The sequence below is a fragment of the Thalassobacter sp. genome, from assembly GCF_982993085.1.
In genome coordinates this window covers 31,473-49,551 of the sequence record NZ_CEZFMW010000001.1, presented here as the reverse complement: position 1 = coordinate 49,551, position 18,079 = coordinate 31,473, and the positions used below count along the sequence as shown (strand labels likewise).

Genomic DNA, 18,079 nt, shown 5'->3' with positions numbered 1-18,079 from the left:
CGCATTGAAACAGCACGGCTTCTGCACCCTACGACCAACGCTGTGTTCACAAGGCCACAGTTAACCTCAACTATCTTTTGCAAAGTACTGTTCGCAAAGGAAAACCGATATCTTGGCGTCAGTACACAAAGGGTGGCAACACATCATGGCATATCACACCAAGAACGGAAGTGAGTTCGTAGGTCTGCGGGTCAAACACGGCGGACGCATGCAAGTTATCTATGATGCGATCAAAGGACAGCGTTTGATCCTCAACATCACGAGCAAACAGCCCAAAGAGAGCGTGATCCACGAAGCGCTCCGCGAGGGTATCGGGTCGAAAAACGTCCTGCACGGCGTGATGAGCGCGCTGAACGCACGCTCCATTGATGTCGATTTCGCAAGTTAACTCACTTTAGAGAGCGGCTAACTACGGCACTGCATCTCTTTATTACTGAGTGACCCTTGGTGAGCTATCGTTTCACAATATTATCCGCTCATTTATCTAATCCAAATCGAGTGAGCTCACTGCGGATAGATATGTCAGCGCTAACACTGCAGGCGAAATTTCACACCGGCGCGCCCCAATGAGCAAAAGAATGATGACGCTGTGATTAAGATCACATTTAGCGCATTCGTTGCAAAAAACTAGACTATTGCGCCAAACCCTCACCCAAAGCGCAATATCTAACTGTTCTCCACGCAGAGTATATTGTCCGACGAAACGGAACTCATTCACCACGAGTTCCCCTTAGGAATTAGGACAACAAATGTTTTACAAAGGCGAACGCATCGCAGTCTTCATCGACGGCGCCAACTTCTTCTCAGCGGCCAAAGCCCTTAACTTTGAGATCGACTACCGTCTTCTGCGCGAAGAATTCATGCGCCGCGGCAAATTGGTCCGGATGTCTTACCACATCGCTCTGCTCGAAAACGACGAATTCACAACCCTCCGCCCACTTGTGGACTGGCTATGCTACAACGGCTACTCGGTCGCCTCCAAGACAGCGCGTGAATACACGGACCCCCAGGGCCGCCGGAAAGTCAAAAGCAACGTCGCAATCGACATCGCGGTAGCCTCGCTCGAACTATCTCCTCACGTGGACCACATTGTCCTGTTCTCGGGGGATGGTGATCTTCGTCCGTTGGTTGAGGCGATCAAACGCACCGGCGTCCGCGTGTCCATCGTATCCACGATCCGCAGCCAGCCCTCGATGATTTCGGACGAGCTGCGCCGTACTGCGGACAACTTCATCGAACTGGATCAGCTTAAGGCCGTTATCTCGCGGCCCGCGCGCCAGCAGACAGCCGCCGAACATGACGAAACTGAAAGCGACCTCCCTGAGGTAGCCGCTGCGTCATAAACACATAACAATAATCCTATAAAACTGGGGCCCTCGCATTCTGCTGGGGCCCCTTTTTTTTGCTCCGCCATCTACGGCAACCTTCATTGGGCGCACGACACAAAAAAGGGCTCGTAGCCACGTCGGCCGAGCCCATTTTCATCTTGTTACCGAAGTATGATTAAAAGAACACGCCCCAGATGAACAGCGCCCACATCATGATCCCCGTGACCATTGAAAACGCGAACATGCGTGCAACTTTGACGTCATGTTGCGCATCACATTCAAAGTCTTGGCTGGCGAAGGAAGCTTCATGCATCTTAATAACTTTCTTTTGACGTCTGGTAAAATTAGTTTGTAAATCAGGCTGCAATATTTTCGCGATAATGGACGACGCTGTCGCACCATTTGCGGTTGTTCTCGATGGACTCGAACAGAGCGGTCTCAAGCGAGGCGTGCAGAACAGGGCTGCGAAGCGATACATCACCCAGCAGGCGACGCGTCGTATCGAAATCGTTGGTCTCAAAGTCGCCGGAAACCAGGATAACTGGCACAAACGGGAACTCAGTCCGAAGCCGCGCCAGCGTATTGAAGATTTTGACCACCCCGCCAAGACCGTCGATATCAACGAACAGGAAGTCATAGGTAGCTGCTGCCTTGGGTGTCTGACGCGAGAAAGCCTCAAACGACATTTCATCCTGCAGTGGAATACCACTGACGGCTAGCATTTCTTGCATACGAAGGAAGAGACGGTTGCGTGGGCCGATAAAGCCACACTTGACCTGAATGTCTTTCAAAGCTTTGACCACAATAATCTCCAACGCTTGTTGTTAGACTCACATTAGGAATACCTACGATTCGCGTCTCACTAGCTTTTGGTATCAATTTGTATCTTAGGATATCGGCGCATGCTTTCGTGCAATCACTTAGACACTACAAAACCGATGCAATCTTGGCATGACGCCTGCGTTCCGACGACGAAGGAATGCGATCCATCTTGCGGTATTTCGCGACCGTACGCCGCGCAATGCGAAAGCCCTCACCAGTCAGAAGTTGCGTGATCCGATCATCGCTCAGGGGACGCGTGGGCGTCTCACCCCCCACCATTTCACGGATTTTTTCCCGCACCACCCGGGCCGAGGCACCTTCATCGGATTGATCTGTATTGATCGCCGTGCTGAAGAACACCTTTAGCGGAAAACACCCCTGTGGCGTTTGCATCATCATGGACGATGTCACGCGACTAATCGTGCTTTCGTGCACCCCGACAGCGTCTGCAATCGCCTTTAGCTTGAGAGGCCGCATGTGCTGCATCCCATTCTCAAGAAACGCTTTTTGATACCGAACGATTTCTGCGGCAACCTTGATGCTCGTCTCGTTGCGCTGCGCAATCGCGCGGCTCAACCAACGCGCAGTCCCAAGCGATGTACGCACAAATTCACGGTCAGCGTCTTCCATCGTCAGTTTGCGCACACGGCGCCCTAACGCCTCATCAACCTTGATCACGGGCAATGTCGCGTTATTCAACTCAGCCACCCAATCGCCATTCGCATCTTGGTACGCGCGCAAGTCCGGCGCACGCACCGGCATCACATCTGCCCCGCCAAGACCTAAGCCTGGCTTGGGGTCCAACCCGCGCAATTGACGTAACGCTTGGCCCAGCTCATCTTGGGTGCAATCCAACTTGCGGCGTAACGCGCTTAACTCGCCCGCTTGGATCAATGTGAGATTATCAATCAAGGTATGGAGCCGCGCAGCCTCTGCCGCAGGACCACGCACCTGTAGCTTCAGGCACTCTGTCAGATTGCGCGCGAACAACCCAGCCGGCTCTGCCTTTTGCAACTGCATCAAGACCTGCTCGGCACGCGCCCAATCGACACCCATGTTGTCAGCGATGGCATCCAACGGTTCCGTGATCCAGCCGGTTGGCTCAAGATGAGAGGCCAATGCATACCCAATGGCCCGCGACGCCGCATCCGGTAACAAATCCTCCACCTGACGGAAAATTTGCGCCTGAAACGACTGATCAGACGTGTCGGCAATGTGCGCAATCGGGTCATAGTCACCGTTATCCGCCTGCCCGCCGCCCATCGCCAAACGCGGCATCGCCTTGGGCTTTTCCACTTCCACAAACGGATTTTCCTCGGCGACCTTCTCCGCATAGCTCGACAACTCAAAGTTGTTGAGCAGTAGCAATTTGATCGCCTGCTGAAGCTGCGGCGTAAAAACAAGTGATTGGCGCTGCGTAATCTGCGCCTGCATGGATAAATGTAACATCAAAAACCCCTAATCGTGGTTAACGCTAGGGTAACAACGCCAAGGCATTGATTGTTTGTATCTTTTGAGAAAATTAACTGTCTTGAGTTACGCTAAGTCAGTTCACGCATATTAATTGCATGCATCAGCTCAATGGCAATTTTTTAGCCACTCAGGATTTTGCAGCATGAAAAAAATTGACGATCAGACACCACCCTGTCGGCGCTGCATCGCAATCAGGTTCTTTATAGGCGCGGTGGTCGGAACTGCCCTACTCAACCTGCTCAGCCCACAAACATTCGAACTGCTCCAAGGGCAATCGACCCTGACGTTGTCGCTTGGATTTGTCGGCGTGCTAGCCGTTTGTGCGATTGGCAAAGCACTGCTTGAACGACGTGATACACGCGCCCGATAACCTCCTGGCCTAGCGATCCCGCACCAAACGAAACGCAAGCGGCTGCCGCGGCAATGCCCGCGCATAGGCGTGACCTGTGTTAAAGTTTACAACCCAATGGTTACCCCAAAGCAGCCGGTTACGGTTCGATGTCCAATAACTGCCACGATAGGTCCCCGGGAAGTGGGTCTCGTTGATCATAGGCGGTGTGTCATTCATTTCCGCAAGTCGCGTTAACTCTTTGCGCGTGGGCAGGCGCCAGCCATCCCCCGAACTGCGGGATGCCCGCAGAATTACGTCATCCGCGGCTTCCAACGGAGCCTTCAAAACAGTGCCACGGCATCCGCCCCCGGACCAAACCTGCCCCACGCTGCACCGCATCCATTCCAAGCCTTCCAGCAGATCGATCACAATCGGACCTTTCGCCATCCGCCCTGAATTCTCTTGCCCCACTGCCCCTTGCGCATGAACCATGACCCCCAAGGCAAGGCATCCCCCCTTGACCCACTGGCGAAGGCGCATTCTTTGCTTCGTCTCCATCAAATAATCTCTCCCGGACGACATATTCGATTTGGCACTGCGCTTGCATATTCCATGCCGAAACCGTCCATCGCAGGAGAAGCCCCATGGATATCGCATCGATCGTCGGACTAATCGGCGCCTTCGCCATGATCGGCGGTGCTATGATCGTGGGCGGCGGCCTGGCACCCTTCTTTGATGTACCATCAGTGCTGATCGTTATCGGCGGTACGTTCTTCGCCGCGATGTACACCACCCCCATTGGCACGTTTTTCGGCAGTTTTGGCGCGATGGCCAAGGCGTTCCTGCCGCCAGTCAAAAAACTGGACAAAATGATCGAGCGGATGATCGAACTGGCCGGCATTGCGCGAAAGGACGGGATGATGGCCCTAGAAGGCCAAGACGTCCCTGACAAATTCTTTGAAAAAGGTATGCAGCTCTTGGTTGATGGCGCCGACGAAAGCAAACTGGTCCAGCAGTTGAACCAAGAAATCAAATCGATGAAGGCGCGCCACGAGTCGAACCAGAACGTGATCAAAGCATGGATCGATCTGGCCCCTGCGATGGGTATGATCGGTACGTTGATTGGCCTGGTGCTGATGCTTGGCAACATGGAAGACCCCAAAGCCATCGGTCCTGCGATGGCCGTGGCGCTATTAACCACCATGTACGGTGCGATTGTGGCCAACGTGATCTTTGCCCCGATCCTAACCAAACTCGAAGGCTACACAGCTTATGAGGTGATCTACCGCGAAATGATCGTCCTTGGCTTGCGCAACATTGCACGCGGCGAGTCCCCGCGGAACATCCAAGATCAGATGGTCTCGAACCTACCGCCCAAGATGCAGTCCAAGATTGAAGCTGCATAAATGATGTGCGCGCAACGGGAGACCACCCATGGCTGAAGCCATCGAAGTTGTCGAAGAAGAGGACGAAGACGAGGAATGCCCAAAGTGTCCTCCGGTCGGCGCACCTGCGTGGATGGCGACCTTTGCTGACCTTGCGACACTTTTGATGGCGTTCTTCGTCCTCATCCTGTCCTTCGCCGAAATGAACGTGCCAAAGTTCAAACAGATTTCTGGCTCGCTCAAAGACTCCTTCGGGGTGCAGAGGGTCGTACCAGTGGTGGAACAGCCCAAGGGCACCACAATCCTTGAGATGAATTTCAGCCCCTCACCCGCCCCTTCGGTGACCGAGGAAATGACCCAAGAGACAACCGAAATCCGCGAACCAGAGGTCAAAATTCCCTCTGATGATCGCGACATGGACGGCGAAGATGATCTACTCGAAGGCGCCGAAGACAACGAAGGGCTCGGCGGCACGGACGCGGACAGCCAATCCGACAAAGACGGTCGCTCTGATGCCGAACAACTTTTGGACGCGTTGCAAAAGATCGGTGAGGCCGTGAACATGACCGCCGAGATGGTCGACGACAAGGTGGTCGTCGATCTCAACGCCGAAGACGCCTCCCCCCAAGAGATGATCGAAAAGTTCAAGCGCGTTGGCCAAGCGATTGAAATCGCGGGCCTTGCAACAGGCAAATCCGAACAAGAGGTCCTGTTTGGCGGGTTGGATCAGACCCTGAACGAACTGATCAGCATGGTGTCCGAACTTGAACGCCAACAAGATGCCACAGGCGGTGCGCGGGACCAAGAGCAGCTTGATCAAAACGCCCGCGCGGAGCAACTCGCACGTGAGGCAGAGGCAGAGCTGAACGCCAACCTTCAAAATGAGATCGACCAAGGCATGGTCACAGTAGAACGACGCGACAGCACCGTCTTTGTCACCCTTGGGGCGGGTGGCGCCTTCCCGTCCGGTTCAGCCGAACTGACCGGTGCCGCGCAATCCATTGTGGCCGAACTGGCCGCTGTCACCAACGATCCCGGCAGCAAAGTCGTCGTGGCGGGCCATACGGATAACGTGCCCATCGCCTTTGGCGCGCTTTACCGTGACAACTGGGACCTTGCCGCAGCCCGCGCCGCCAGCGTCGTCCAAGAGATCGAGGCCCTAGAAGAGGTGCCCGAGCGCATCATGTCCGCAACCAGCTACGGTGAAACCCGCCCCATTGCCGACAACGAGACCGCAGAAGGCCGCGAACGCAACCGCCGCATCGAAATCGAAATTGATTTCGAATAGGCGCGGGTCTTCCTGCGCCCCCTCCCGGACGCAGGAAGACCGACTTGGATTGACAAAAGTCAAAACCTAGCCGCCCAGCTCCCCTAGCCATGGAAGAGATGGCTCAATCTGTCCCTGCCCCAGCATGCGGATTTCCAAGCGTCATCACCTAAACAACCACGACCCGGTGAGACGACTGCATGAGAAAATCCCCCTTCGGACTGCCGGAACTTCGCAAGGCGCGCCGCTCCGGCGCATGGCTGTTGCTGGCAACATTCGTCTTCAGTGTGTTCGTGAACTTGCTAATGCTGACCGGTCCCCTTTTTATGTTGCAGGTCTATGACCGCGTCCTTGGGTCCCGCTCCGAAGAAACCTTGCTCGCGCTATTTCTGCTGGTGGTGGTTCTGTTCACGCTGATGGCATTTTTGGACTTCGCCCGCGGCCGTGTGCTGGCTCGGTTCGGCGCGCGGTTCCAGTCGTTGCTCGATGGCCGCGTGTTCAACGCGGGTCTCAAACGCGCGCTCTTCCCCCGCGACAGGTCCGAACCCGCAAGCGGCCTGCGCGATCTCGAAACGCTGCGCACGTTGTTCACATCAAACGTCATGACCGCACTGTTCGACATTCCATGGACACCCATGTTCATCGGCGCAATCTTTTTGTTTCACCCATGGATGGGCTGGCTCGCTGCGTTTGGCAGCGCAACCTTGATCCTGATTACCCTCGTGAACAACTGGCTCACCAACGCCAAAACGCTTGAGGCACAGGCCTCCTCGCTCCGCGCGCAAGGACTTGCCGAACAGGTGCGTCGCTCCGCGGAGGTCGTACGATCACAGGGGATGACCGGCTCGGTCGCGGCACGCTGGCTCACCCTACGCGACACCGCTTTGGGGCAATCAATCAAATCGAGCGATTGGACCGGGTTGTTTTCGTCATTTAGCAAATCCAGTACACTCTTGCTGCAGTCTTCAATGCTCGCGCTTGGGGCCTACCTTGTGTTGCAGGGTGAGCTAACCGCAGGCGCGATGATCGCCAGTTCTATTCTTTTGGGGCGCGCTCTTGCGCCGGTACAACAGGCCTTGGGTCAATGGGCCATGGTCCAAAAAGCGCGCGGCGCATGGACAGCTCTATCAGAGCTTTTGCGCTCCACCCCAGAGGATCCAAATTTCCACCGCCTCCCAACGCCAGAGGCAAACATATCGTTCGCAGGCGTGACTGTCGTCCCTCCGGGCGCACGGGCACCCGTTTTGCGCGGCATCTCGTTTTACATGGGCGCAGGCGAAGCCCTTGGCGTCATAGGCAAAAGCGCGTCAGGCAAGACGACATTGGCCAAAACGCTGCTAGGTCTAACAAAGATTGCAGCCGGAGAGGTCCGGTTTGGCGGTGCAACTCTGGATCAGTACAGTCCTGATGCATTGGGGTCCTACATCGGCTACCTCCCACAAGAGGTTGTGCTGTTCACTGGATCCATCAGTGAAAACATCGCGCGCATGTCGACCGAGCCGGACCAAGAAAAGGTCATTGAGGCTGCCAAGCGCGCCAATGTCCATGAAATGGTCCTATCGCTCCCCCAAGGCTACAATACGCTGATCCAAGGCGAAGACGGTCAGCTATCCGGCGGACAAAAACAGCGCATTGGCCTTGCCCGCGCTTTGTACGGCGACCCGGTGCTGCTTTTACTGGATGAGCCGAACTCAGCCCTCGACGCGGATGGATCGGCCGCCCTTAACCGCGCAGTGCGCGACTTTAAGGCCGCGAACCGGGGCGTCATCATTATGACCCACCGCCCCTCCGCGATATCTGAATGCGACCGTCTTTTGATCATCGAGAACGGCCAGATCAAAGCCGAGGGCCCCCGTGATGAAGTTCTAAAATCCATGGTCGGCAACGTTCACGAAATCCGCAAACCGGTCAAAAAGGTAGAACCACAATGACAGCGCATGCCCCCTCGCCCCGCAAATGGAAGGCAACAGGCGCGCTGCTGATCGGCTCAGTCGCCTTGACCATCTTGGTGGGTGTCATCGGTGTCTGGAGTGTTGAGGCCCGTATCGCAGGCGCCGTCATCGCCCCCGGCATGATCCAAGTGGAATCTAACCGCCAAGTGCTGCAACACCCGCAGGGTGGTGTGGTCGGAGCATTATTCGTCAAAGACGGTGATCACGTCGCGGCGGGCGACATCGTCCTACAATTTGACGACACGCAAATGCGGTCAGAGCTGGCCATCATCGAAGGGCAGTTGTTCGAGATTTTGGCCCGCAAGGCCCGATTTCAGGCAGAGCGTGACGGGCTAAATACACTTCCCATCCCCATAGATTTACAAACCCTTGCGCGGGCCAATGCAGACGTCCAATCCTTGATTGCCGGTCAAAAACGTCTGTTTGAGGCGCGTGCCACTTCCCTACGCCAGAATGCCGAACAAATTGATGAACAGATCGCCCAAACGGAAAACCAAATCTTGGGCGTCGGCGCTCAACTGACCGCTCTCGAAAAACAGAACATCCTGATAGAGGCCGAGCTTACCGACACCCAAGACCTGTTCGACAAAGGTCTTACCCCAGCATCCCGACTGTCGTCCCTCCTGCGCGAGCAGGCCCGACTTGCCGGTGAAATCGGGAAAACCACCGCCAGCATTGCCCAATTGCGCGGTCAAATCGCAGCTCTCAACATTCGTCGCATCACGCTCACGACGCGACTGCGCGAAGAGGCGATTTCAAGCCTGCGAGACCTGCAATACCATGAGGTCGAACTGGTACAGCGCCGCCTTAGCCTGCTCGATACCCTGGCTCATCTCGACGTGCGCGCGCCGGTCGCCGGTGTCGTCTACGGCTCACAGGTCTTTGCACTGCAATCGGTCGTCTCACCTGCGGAGCCGATCATGTACATTATCCCACAAGACCAGCCTCTCGTGGTCTCGGCACGCGTCGACCCCATCCACATTGATCAGGTCCACGTCGGCCAACGCGCAACGCTGCGCTTTGCCGCCTTTGATCAGCGCATGACGCCCGATGTTTTTGGCCACGTAACCAACCTATCGGCAGATGTCTTCACCGACGATGCCACCGGCGTGTCGTACTATCAGATAGAACTGATCCCCGCAGAGGATCAGATGGGCAAATTGGGAGATCAGGTCCTGTTGCCCGGCATGCCCGTGGAAGCCTTTATCAAAACCGGAGAAAGGTCACCGCTGGCTTACCTAGCAAAACCCCTGACGGATTATTTTGCCAAAGCCTTCCGCGAGACGTGATCCAATATCCAAGCCATCTGCGGATGCATTTTGTACAAATTACTCAATGTTTGTTCAAAACACCCCCACCACTTGATCAAAATCAACTCGATCACATTCACATATTTAAATTTGAAGACGAGGCAACCCGACGCGAAAGCATACTGAGCTTGGGCTACCTTGGCATCGTTTTGAAGACATATGTTAGGAGGATTAGATGGCAAATTCTGGCAAAGGCCGACCATCAAATGGCCCAATCCCAAGCGCGATTGGCGCAGCAGTCACACCGTTGGGCAGACAAAAGGCTTTGATCGAAGATATCGTCGAACAGATCGCGGCGGCTGATCTATTGGAATTAGACACAGAAGTTCTTGCCAGTAATCTAAGTGTAATCGACGTACCCAATGAGGCTGACAGTAACGAACGCGCCGCCTCTGCGCTTAGTGCCGCGACTGGTGTCTTTGCGCAGGCTGCAAGCCCCAAGGCCATCAGCACAGTCGCCAGTGACGCCGCTCAACAGGCGGGATTGGGCACAAGCGGCAATCCCAACAGTTCTGGCAACTCTGGCTTCGGCGCAGGCGGCAATCCTGCGGCGGGACAAGGCGGCACAGGCAACCCAAATCCCGGAGGTAACAATCCTGGTAACGGCAACGGAAATGGCGCGGGCAATCCTAACCCCGGTGGGATTAGCCCCGGCAACGGGAACGGAGACGGCTCAGGCAACCCCAACGCTGGTGGCAGCGGAAACGGCGACGGTTCAGGCGGTGGGGATGGCGGGTCCGACAAACCAGCACCAGCGCCGACGCCGCCCGACGTCTCGCTTTTGGATGCCGACACAGTCCAATTCAAATCCAGCTATGTGTTCAACGTCGATGACATAACCGTCGGGTTTGACGGCACCACCCTCGCCGATCGACCCGGCAACCTCGACCTCAGCACACAAGTGGTCACCAAGGAAGGGGTTACAATCAACCCAATCGACAGCGAATTCGGCTTTTATGTCGATGACTTTATCGGCGCGCAGCAAAAGGTCTGGGACGGCGACTTTGGCGAAGGCTTCGTAGGCACGCTGCCCGGTGGTGACGGCATCGCAGTCGCCGATGCGCGCACCGATACCTTCTCGACGCCCGCGCGTCTTGGCACATGGCTTGAGGGCATCGGGGGCAACTTTGTCAAAGCATCGACCGAACATTACTCCGTCATGCAAGACATTCTAGCGGAACAAGATTTTCCCGGTGATGATACGGGGTTTTATCAGTTAGACGACGACCTGCGGATTGTGGATTATCAGATCGACGACACCTTCCAGCCAATCCTTGATCCAAACGGTCGGCTGCAACAGGACGTGCTGCACGACTTCTACATTAAGGAAATCGTGACAGCCTTGGAACAGGCAGATGCCGATACGCCGCTGTCCATCGACTTTGATCGCGATGGCACCGCAGACGCATATTCCGCCTTCATGGGCTATCAGGATTTTGAGGGCACAAGCCGCTATGTCGCCATGGTTGATATTGGCAATGACGGTACTGTTGATGTCGTGGACGGCAACCTGAACGGTTTTGGCGTCTTTGGGATTTCGGATATTTTGGCCCCGAACGAAAGCACGATCCTCGCGGATATTGCCGTGGGCAGTGACTACTCCGTCACGCTAAAGGACGACGGCAAGCTGCTCTATCGGTGGGGTAATGCGATCAAGCGACCCAATGATGTGCGCCTCGACGCCAAGATGGACCTGCCCGATGAGTGGACTATCGACAGTGATGGTGATGGCCTGTTGCAACTCTATCAAATCACGGCCGCAGAGTTGGTGGTGAACCACACTGTCACCAACAACCCAAACGACCAAATCCGCCCCGAGGATTTTGAAAACGAGGCCGCGATTGGCGTTTTGCCTGACTACGTTGAGGTCCGCGATCCGTTTGATGCGGACAATGTCCTTTGGGTGTCGCGCAAGAATGTCTACGCGGGTGATGGCACATTTCTGCAAAGCTACCTGTCGGACACACCGACATCGACGGTTGTGTTTGATCTGGGCGGCAACCCGATTGGGTACCTCAACACCTCTCCCTCTGGTGAGGCTATCGGGACGGTTCTGCGCGACTTTTCCTTGATCGATGCGGCTGATGGATCAACCCTGTCGCAGATCGGCGCACTGTCCAGCGACCTGACCGATGGCTTTACGAAAGCATGGTACACGACCATGGACCGTGAGCCTTTCCAAGCGGACCTAACAGACGACGGGTCTGAGTATGAGGTCGGCCCGCGCTGGCGGCTTCAGCCCGACAAATACGGTCAAGACCTGCCCAGTGTCACCATTCCGCAGGACGTCAGCAACCCGCCCCCCGTCACCAACGGACAGGAGAAATACGAGGTCGGGGCAGACACGACCACCGTCCTGAACCTGTTGGATTGGAGCGGGACCTCTCCGCTCACCCTCAGCGCAGGCTGGATAAGCAACAGTGGTGAAGTCTCGGCCAACGGCGTGAACATGACCGACAGCTTCGACGTCGCCTACTATATCAAAGGCGATATGAAGCCGGTCAATCTGTACGATGCGGAACTGTTGATGGAGTACCAAGAAGTCGCCATCAACGATGCCAACACCACGATCAACGGCACGATCTTTGAAAACACACTGGTCGGCAAAGGCGAAAACACCTTTGACCTGAGCGGCGTGGCATTAGACCAAACGGATGGCCGCTCGGACTTGATCGTGTTGGGATATGGTGCCGACACAGCAGAGGATATCGGCTACAACGAAGTCTATGACTTTGGGCTGGATGAAGACGCGTTGGGCTTGATCGGGTTCGATCTGAACCCTGACAACTACAACATCCACATTACCCAGCTACAGACCGACGATGGATTACTGGTCAACTTGGACAATACAAAAATCGCGATGCTGCACGATGTGACCGGTTTCCTGACGGCCGATGATTTCTACTTTGCTTGAATATCAGTAAAAATCTGATGGATGCCGGTCACAAGGTCGGCATCCATTTGTGCCTTGTGCAGGCAGCCCGTTTCAGGTGCGCAGTTCTGCGATTTGCTCCTCGGACAGCTGCTCAAGACGCGGCATCAAATCCAACAACTCGCGGGTGTAATCCGATTTCGGGGCCTCAAACAACGCGCTCGTTTCCTGCACCTCAACCAGTTTGCCCTGTCGCATCACCCCGACGCGGTCGCACATCTGGCGCACCACCGGCAAATCATGGGAGATAAACAGCATCGTAAGGCCCAAATGCTCCTGCAAATCCTTCAAGATATTTAGGATTTGCGCCTGGATAGATACATCAAGCGCCGAAGTCGGTTCATCACAAATCAGGAACCGGGGCTGTGTCGCAAGCGCGCGCGCAATCGAAATACGCTGGCGTTGACCACCTGAAAACTCATGCGGGTATTTACGATACGCATCAGATGCCAGCCCGACGCGGTCCAGCAATTCCCGCACCCTTGGGCCAATTTCAGCCCGGCTGAGCAGTTTGTGATGGGCAAGCGGTTCGGCCACGATATCCCCCACCGACATGCGCGGATTTAGGGATGAGAACGGATCCTGAAAGATCATCTGGATTTGTTTGCGATAGGCCGAAAGCTGCTTTGCATCCATGCCCGTGACCTCATCGCCATCGAAAGTCACGGTGCCGCCATCGACAGGATAAAGCGTCGCAAGCATGCGCGCGACAGTGGACTTGCCTGACCCGGACTCGCCCACCAAGCCAAACACCTCACCATCTTTGATGTCGAACGAGACATCATCCACAGCGGTAAAATAGCGCCGCTGAGACGGCAGGATTGAGCCCTTTGCCAAGAACCGCTTGGTCAGGCCTTTCACCTCTACGAGGGTGCCGGATTTTGACGCTGTCGAACGGTCCCAGTTGCGGGCCAAGTCTTCGATCTTAAACGCTGTCTCTCGCCCACCATAGCTGACCTGTGGAAAGCGGTGCAGTTTGACCTGCGGACGGGGCACGGCGGCGATCAGGCTTTTGGTATATTCATGCGTCGGCGCGCCGAGGATTTGGCTGGTCGTGCCCTGCTCGACCACGCGACCCTCATACATCACGGTGACCTCATCGGTCGTATCTGCAATCACGCCCATATCATGGGTGACAAGGATGACGCCAACCTGACGCTCGCGCGCGAGTTCCTTGATCAGGTCCAACACCTGCGCCTGAATACTGACGTCCAGCGCGGTTGTCGGCTCATCGGCCACGATAACAGACGGCTCAGAGCACAGCGCCAACGCGATAACCACACGCTGCCGCATACCGCCCGAAAACTGGTGGGGGTACTGGTGAAACCGTTCCTCGGGGTTGGGAATACGCACCCGGTCCAAAAGCGCAATCGCACGCGATTGTGCCTCGGACGATGAAAGCCCCAGATGCAATTGGATCGTTTCAACCAACTGCTCGCCCACGGTGAACAGTGGGTTGAGCGAGGTCAGCGGATCCTGAAAGATCATGGCGATTTCGCCGCCCCGGATCCGGCGCTTTTGCTCCGCATCTAGCTGGTCGATGCGCCGCCCGTTTAGCCAAATTTCACCCTCGGAAACCCGCGCAGGCGGGTCGAGCAGGCCAATCACTGCGTTACCGGTCATGGATTTACCCGCACCGGATTCGCCCACGACCCCCCGAATTTCACCGGGCCGAATATCATAGGACACGCCCTGAACCGGTTTGAACAATCCGCGGCGTGTAGGGATTTCAACCGTCAGGTTACGTATGGATAGGACAGGTTCTGTCATCGTAGCCTCGGGTTCAAAGCGTCACGCAGCCAGTCGCCCAACAGATTCACGGCCAGCGCCAGAACGAGCAATGTGCATGCAGGAAAAAGAAGGATCCACCATTCGCCCGAGAACAAGAAGCCCTGGCCGATGCGGATCAATGTGCCTAGCGACGGCTGAGTTGCCGGCGCGCCCACACCCAAAAAGCTAAGCGTCGCCTCGGCTATAATAGCCAGCGCTAGTGAAATCGTCGCGATGACCAGCACAGGCGACAGGACGTTAGGCAAGATGTGCCGGATCATGATCGTTAGTGGTGACCGCCCGATGAGGCGCGCAGCGGCTACGTAGTCCTTGGACTTTTCGACCAATGTGGCCCCACGCACAACACGCGCGAACTGGACCCAATCCGACAAGCCGATCGCAAGGATCAGCACCCAGATTGCCATCTGATCGCGGTACTCCACTGGTGTCACGCCCTTGGCCACACCAAAGATCAGCATCGCCACAAGAATGGATGGAAAGGTCAGCTGCACATCTGCTGCGCGCATGATGATCGTCTCGGTCCAGCCGCCGACATAGCCGCTCAGAAGGCCCAAAAAGATGCCGATCACCATCGCCAACATCACAGCCGCAACCCCCACAAAGAGCGAAATGCGCAAGCCGTACAGAATGGTCGAAAACACATCGCGACCTTGATCATCGGTGCCAAGAAAGAAGCTCTCGCCCGTGAAGGCGTTCGGTTCCATTGGGGCGGTGAACCCATTCATCAGGTTCAAACTCGCCGGATCAAAGGGGTTGGTCGTCGCAATCAGCGGCGCAAAGACCGCCGCGAGGACCATCAGGACCGTAACGAAAAACGAGACAATCGCCACAGGACTGGTCCGGAACGCATAGAATACGTCACTGTCGAGAAAACGGTTCATGATGCTGCCCTCAAACGCGGATCAATCATCGCGTACAAGATGTCCACAATAAGGTTGATAGCCACAAACATCACCGAAATCAGCATCAGATAGGCGGCCATAACGGGGATATCGACGAACTGGATCGCGTTGATAAACAACAGCCCCACCCCGGGCCACTGAAACACGGTTTCGGTAATTATCGCGAAGGCGATAATAGATCCAAGTTGCAGGCCAATCACCGTAATTACCGGCACCATCGTGTTCTTGAGCGCGTGACGAAAATTGACCACCCGATCGCCAAGCCCTCGGGCGCGGGCAAAGCGGATGTAGTCTTGGCGCAGAACCTCTAACATCTCAGAGCGGACCAAGCGCATGATCAGCGTCATCTGATATAGGCCCAATGTGATTGACGGCAGGATCAAAGCCTTGAGCCCAGATTCCGTTAAAAAGCCCGTAGACCAGCCGCCAATTTGGACCGTCTCACCGCGACCAAAGCTCGGCAACCAACCCAGCTCAACGCTAAAAAGATAAATCAACAGAATGCCGATCAAAAAGGTCGGCAGCGACACCCCGATCAGAGAGATGGACATGATCAGATTGGCTGCAACCCCATTGCGGCGGATCGCAGTGAAAACGCCCAAAGCGATGCCCATCGCAATAGCCAACACCCCCGACACCGCGGCCAGTTCCAGCGTGGCAGGTGCGCGCTCCATCAAGATTTCAGCGACGGGACGGCCTTGGCGGTACGATATACCAAAGTTCCCTTGCGCCGCTTGTTCAAGAAAGCGGAAGTACTGAACAACAAACGGCTTATCGAGACCAAGCTGCGCACGCAGACGCTCAACGTCCTCCATCGTGCGTTCTTGGCCCAGCATGTTGTCGATGGGGTCCCCGACGAAAGTAAACATCGAGAACGCCACAAGGCCCGTAACCAGAAGCACCAAGACAGATTGCCCGACGCGTTTGACAATAAAAGAGAGCATAGAGGTCTTTCTTGGACAACACCCCCGAGCCAAAGCCCGAGGGTGTGGGAGGTCTTAGTTAACTGTGACCCAACGCAGGATAAAGAAGTTATCCGGGCGCTGTGTAACGTTGATGTTCGCGCGTGCGCCCCAAACCAAGGGCTGCACATACAACGGCACGTAGGCCACCTCGTCTTGCATGATTTTGGCGACCTCGTCGAGCATGCCCTGACGGACAGTGTCATCGATTTCGGACTGGATCATCGGCAAAAGCGTGTCGATGCGATCATTCGAATAGGCCCCGAAGTTCCACGAGCCTAAACGCTTTTCCTCATTTGGGGTGGAGCCGAGGAAGCGAATGGGATGCTCGGCATCAAACGTGCCCGGCGACCATCCAAGTAGGTACATATCGAAGTTGTCAGCGCGCAGCTCAGGCCAATAGTTAGACACGGGCATCGCATCCAGCGACACGTCCATCCCCGCCTGCGCGAGCATGGCTGTGACGGCTTGGCAGACGGCTTCGTCGTTCAGGTAGCGATCATTCGGACATTTGAGCGAGATCGTTTGCCCTGTCAGACCCGCTTCAGCCGCCAAGGCACGTGCGGCGTCCGGGTCGTAGGCATAGGGCGCGGCTTGCGCGTCGGAATAGCCGCGCATTGCGGGGCTGACCAACTGGCTTGCCACCTCGGCGTTGCCGCGCATGATGGTCTGCAAGATAGCCGGTACATTCACCGCTTTGGCCACGGCTTCACGCGCGCGGGCATCTAGGAACATATCCGATCCGCCCTGCCCGCTTTCGGCGGCACCTGGTTGCTGGTCAAACCCTAGCATTATGACGCGTGCCTCGATCCCTTGGATCACCTGCACATCTGGATTGCCTTGCAGCCGAGCGGCATCCTGAATGGGCACAGGGTTAATGAAATCAACGTCACCCGACAAAAGGGCAGCAAGCGCTGTTGCGGAATTCTGGATCGGGGTCATTTCGACCCGCGTGAGGTTATGCTCCACCTCATCCCACCATCCGGCGTGCGGCTCAAGCACGGTGCTCAGATCCGGCTGACGCGCTGCGATTTGGAATGGGCCAGTGCCATTGGCATTCAGCGTAGCATAGTTGCCTTGTTCTTTGTCGGGGCGTTCGGCGTTGTTTGCCGCAGCCCAACCGCTGTCCATCATCATCCAGTTGGCGATGGAGTCTGGAAAAATAGGGTTCGGCGCGCTGGTCATGATGTCGACAGTAAAGTCGTCCACTTTGATCACATCACTCACTGGGGCGAACCAACTTGAGGTATCAGCCTGCTCGGAGGAGGCGCGCTCGTACGAGAAAATCACATCATCCGCATCAAAGGCCGATCCGTCCTGAAACGTCACCCCTTGGCGCAACACAAAACGCCAGCCTTCGCCATCACCAATAGGCGACCAGCTAGTGGCGAGCGATGGCTCAATCGCCATGTCTTTGCCGCGGCGCACCAGGCCTTCGTAAACGTTGTTCAGAAACCCAAGAACCGGGGCGGAGTTCACCGCATGCGGGTCCATCGTTTGCGGATCCGTGGTAACGGCGAAATTGAACTCTTCGGCAGAGGCAGGCAGCGCCAGCACCAAAGCGATAGCAGTAGACAAGCGGAACATCTAAATTTCCCTTTCTTGAGCGTTTTGCACGGACCAA

Annotated in this window: 16 protein-coding genes; 8 read left to right on the top strand and 8 right to left on the bottom strand. The window is 55.9% G+C overall.

The features are described 5' to 3' along the window. The first annotated feature begins 145 nt into the window (after positions 1-145). Complete coding sequence (locus AC4GMC_RS00215; RefSeq protein WP_487876958.1) at positions 146-388, top strand: hypothetical protein; 243 nt, start codon at positions 146-148, stop codon at positions 386-388. A 361-nt stretch (positions 389-749) separates the two neighbouring features. Continuing rightward, complete coding sequence (locus AC4GMC_RS00210) at positions 750-1,343, top strand: LabA-like NYN domain-containing protein (RefSeq protein ID WP_487876957.1); 594 nt, start codon at positions 750-752, stop codon at positions 1,341-1,343. 160 nt (positions 1,344-1,503) lie between these two features. On the opposite strand, the gene AC4GMC_RS00205 is transcribed toward AC4GMC_RS00210, so the two are convergent. The 3 genes from AC4GMC_RS00205 to rpoN form a co-directional block, all read right to left on the bottom strand. Continuing rightward, positions 1,504-1,641 carry a hypothetical protein gene (locus AC4GMC_RS00205; RefSeq protein WP_487876956.1) on the bottom strand — a complete coding sequence of 46 codons (138 nt, stop codon included), beginning with the start codon at positions 1,639-1,641 and terminating at the stop codon, positions 1,504-1,506. A 43-nt stretch (positions 1,642-1,684) separates the two neighbouring features. Further along, positions 1,685-2,131: a hypothetical protein gene (locus AC4GMC_RS00200; RefSeq protein ID WP_487876955.1), complete on the bottom strand. Its 447-nt coding sequence runs from the start codon at positions 2,129-2,131 to the stop codon at positions 1,685-1,687. Between the two features lie 124 nt (positions 2,132-2,255). Then, positions 2,256-3,599 (bottom strand): RNA polymerase factor sigma-54, encoded by a 1,344-nt coding sequence (rpoN, locus tag AC4GMC_RS00195; RefSeq protein ID WP_487876954.1) that lies wholly within the window; start codon positions 3,597-3,599, stop codon positions 2,256-2,258. A 166-nt stretch (positions 3,600-3,765) separates the two neighbouring features. Between rpoN and AC4GMC_RS00190 the strand changes: the two genes are divergently transcribed. Next, positions 3,766-3,993, top strand: a complete 228-nt coding sequence (locus tag AC4GMC_RS00190; RefSeq protein ID WP_487876953.1) for a hypothetical protein — start codon at positions 3,766-3,768, stop codon at positions 3,991-3,993. Between the two features lie 9 nt (positions 3,994-4,002). Here the strand turns inward: AC4GMC_RS00190 and AC4GMC_RS00185 are convergent, their stop codons facing one another. Next, the gene (locus AC4GMC_RS00185) at positions 4,003-4,494 is read right to left on the bottom strand and encodes an Lcl C-terminal domain-containing protein (RefSeq protein WP_487878909.1); all 492 of its coding nucleotides are present in this window, start codon (positions 4,492-4,494) and stop codon (positions 4,003-4,005) included. Positions 4,495-4,598: 104 nt separating this feature from the next. Between AC4GMC_RS00185 and AC4GMC_RS00180 the strand changes: the two genes are divergently transcribed. The 5 genes from AC4GMC_RS00180 (at position 4,599) to AC4GMC_RS00160 (ending at position 12,782) form a co-directional block, all read left to right on the top strand. Next, complete coding sequence (locus tag AC4GMC_RS00180) at positions 4,599-5,360, top strand: motility protein A (RefSeq protein ID WP_487876951.1); 762 nt, start codon at positions 4,599-4,601, stop codon at positions 5,358-5,360. A gap of 28 nt (positions 5,361-5,388) precedes the next feature. Further along, positions 5,389-6,627, top strand: coding sequence for a flagellar motor protein MotB (locus tag AC4GMC_RS00175; RefSeq protein WP_487878910.1), 1,239 nt, complete (start codon positions 5,389-5,391; stop codon positions 6,625-6,627). A 179-nt stretch (positions 6,628-6,806) separates the two neighbouring features. Continuing rightward, a complete protein-coding gene (locus tag AC4GMC_RS00170) occupies positions 6,807-8,537 on the top strand; it encodes a type I secretion system permease/ATPase (RefSeq protein WP_487878621.1) in 1,731 nt (576 codons plus the stop codon). After that, complete coding sequence (locus tag AC4GMC_RS00165; protein ID WP_487878911.1) at positions 8,534-9,847, top strand: HlyD family type I secretion periplasmic adaptor subunit; 1,314 nt, start codon at positions 8,534-8,536, stop codon at positions 9,845-9,847. Before AC4GMC_RS00170 ends, AC4GMC_RS00165 begins: the two co-directional genes overlap by 4 nt. 196 nt (positions 9,848-10,043) lie before the next feature. After that, on the top strand, positions 10,044-12,782 hold the full coding sequence (locus tag AC4GMC_RS00160) for a hypothetical protein (protein WP_487875861.1): 2,739 nt from the start codon (positions 10,044-10,046) through the stop codon (positions 12,780-12,782). A gap of 72 nt (positions 12,783-12,854) precedes the next feature. Here the strand turns inward: AC4GMC_RS00160 and AC4GMC_RS00155 are convergent, their stop codons facing one another. From AC4GMC_RS00155 to AC4GMC_RS00140, 4 genes are read right to left on the bottom strand one after another with little or no spacing between them, the layout of a single operon-like run. Continuing rightward, a complete protein-coding gene (locus tag AC4GMC_RS00155) occupies positions 12,855-14,570 on the bottom strand; it encodes an ABC transporter ATP-binding protein (protein ID WP_487875860.1) in 1,716 nt (571 codons plus the stop codon). After that, positions 14,567-15,472, bottom strand: a complete 906-nt coding sequence (locus AC4GMC_RS00150) for an ABC transporter permease (RefSeq protein ID WP_487875859.1) — start codon at positions 15,470-15,472, stop codon at positions 14,567-14,569. The genes AC4GMC_RS00155 and AC4GMC_RS00150 overlap by 4 nt, the downstream gene beginning before the upstream one ends. Next, a complete protein-coding gene (locus tag AC4GMC_RS00145) occupies positions 15,469-16,437 on the bottom strand; it encodes an ABC transporter permease (protein ID WP_487875858.1) in 969 nt (322 codons plus the stop codon). Before AC4GMC_RS00145 ends, AC4GMC_RS00150 begins: the two co-directional genes overlap by 4 nt. Positions 16,438-16,491: 54 nt before the next feature. Next, positions 16,492-18,042, bottom strand: coding sequence for an ABC transporter substrate-binding protein (locus AC4GMC_RS00140; protein ID WP_487875857.1), 1,551 nt, complete (start codon positions 18,040-18,042; stop codon positions 16,492-16,494). Between the last annotated feature and the right edge of the window lie 37 nt (positions 18,043-18,079).